2 protein-coding genes are annotated in these 1770 nt (G+C 42.6%); one reads left to right on the forward strand and one right to left on the reverse strand.

Translation table 11 applies throughout. The annotated features are described in order from the left end of the window. Nucleotides 1-323: 323 nt before the first annotated feature. Nucleotides 324-551 carry a hypothetical protein gene (locus NG792_RS28735; protein WP_261237795.1) on the reverse strand — a complete coding sequence of 76 codons (228 nt, stop codon included), beginning with the start codon at nucleotides 549-551 and terminating at the stop codon, nucleotides 324-326. Nucleotides 552-1219: 668 nt separating this feature from the next. Between NG792_RS28735 and NG792_RS28740 the strand changes: the two genes are divergently transcribed. Beyond that, entirely contained in the window at nucleotides 1220-1447 is a 228-nt protein-coding gene (locus NG792_RS28740; protein ID WP_261237795.1) for a hypothetical protein, read from the forward strand. The last annotated feature ends 323 nt before the right edge of the window (nucleotides 1448-1770 follow it).

Raw genomic sequence — 1770 nt, forward strand, 5'->3', positions numbered from 1 at the left:
CTATGGATCCTTTCCATCCCTAGGGGTTTTTTATCTAGTATTTCTACCTAAAAAACTTTTCTGTCACTGGAAAGCTATACGCTGTAAGGATTTCAGCGATTTCTTCCAAATTTTCCTAAATAGTATTTTCTGTCAATGACAGATTTTGGCTGTATTAGTAGGGCAACTCATCCCACGAACCCTACGAACCCACGAACCCTCTACGAACCCTTAGAACCCTCTACCAGAAAGGGATTCAGGGTTATAAAGATTCGTAGAGGGTTGACGATCGCCCCAAGGGGAACGTTCAAGCCGGTCCGGTCCAAGGGGATGGTTCAAGCCAGTCAGTCCCAAGGGGAACGTTCAAGCCGGTCAGTCCCAAGGGAAGAAGTTGACGATCGCCCCAAGGGGAAGGGAAGGGATGGGTGGAAGGATGGGGGAGGGAGTAGCACGATCGCCCCAAGGGAAGGAAGAAAAACCACACAACCGGCTAAATATCCCATAATTAAGCCGGTTCGAGTCGCCTCACTTGTAAATAATCTGGCACATATCCATAAGTACATCACTTGCATACATATATACATCACTTACATTGACAATCAAGCGCGTACATATCCATAAGTACATCACTTGCATACATATATACATCACGTACATTGACAATCAAGCGCGTACATACCACAAGTACATCACTTGCATACATATACACGCTATGTATATACATAAGTACAACAATCCCTCACCATAAGTACATCACGTACATAAATATACACGCTATGTATATACATAAGTACATCACGTACATACATATACAAGGCGTGTATATACATAAGTACAACTCACAAAGTGAGAAAATCGATGTCAGACGTTTATACAATGTGAGCTGTACTTAATGTTGTACACTAATTAGTGTACAACATTAAGTACAGCTCACATTGTATAAACGTCTGACATCGATTTTCTCACTTTGTGAGTTGTACTTATGTATATACACGCCTTGTATATGTATGTACGTGATGTACTTATGTATATACATAGCGTGTATATTTATGTACGTGATGTACTTATGGTGAGGGATTGTTGTACTTATGTATATACATAGCGTGTATATGTATGCAAGTGATGTACTTGTGGTATGTACGCGCTTGATTGTCAATGTACGTGATGTATATATGTATGCAAGTGATGTACTTATGGATATGTACGCGCTTGATTGTCAATGTAAGTGATGTATATATGTATGCAAGTGATGTACTTATGGATATGTGCCAGATTATTTACAAGTGAGGCGACTCGAACCGGCTTAATTATGGGATATTTAGCCGGTTGTGTGGTTTTTCTTCCTTCCCTTGGGGCGATCGTGCTACTCCCTCCCCCATCCTTCCACCCATCCCTTCCCTTCCCCTTGGGGCGATCGTCAACTTCTTCCCTTGGGACTGACCGGCTTGAACGTTCCCCTTGGGACTGACTGGCTTGAACCATCCCCTTGGACCGGACCGGCTTGAACGTTCCCCTTGGGGCGATCGTCAACCCTCTACGAATCTTTATAACCCTGAATCCCTTTCTGGTAGAGGGTTCTAAGGGTTCGTAGAGGGTTCGTGGGTTCGTAGGGTTCGTGGGATGAGTTGCCCTACTAATACAGCCAAAATCTGTCATTGACAGAAAATACTATTTAGGAAAATTTGGAAGAAATCGCTGAAATCCTTACAGCGTATAGCTTTCCAGTGACAGAAAAGTTTTTTAGGTAGAAATACTAGATAAAAAACCCCTAGGGATGGAAAGGATCCATAG

Origin of the sequence: Laspinema olomoucense D3b, from assembly GCF_025370785.1 — a bacterium.
Lineage (GTDB): Bacteria > Cyanobacteriota > Cyanobacteriia > Cyanobacteriales > Laspinemataceae > Laspinema > Laspinema olomoucense.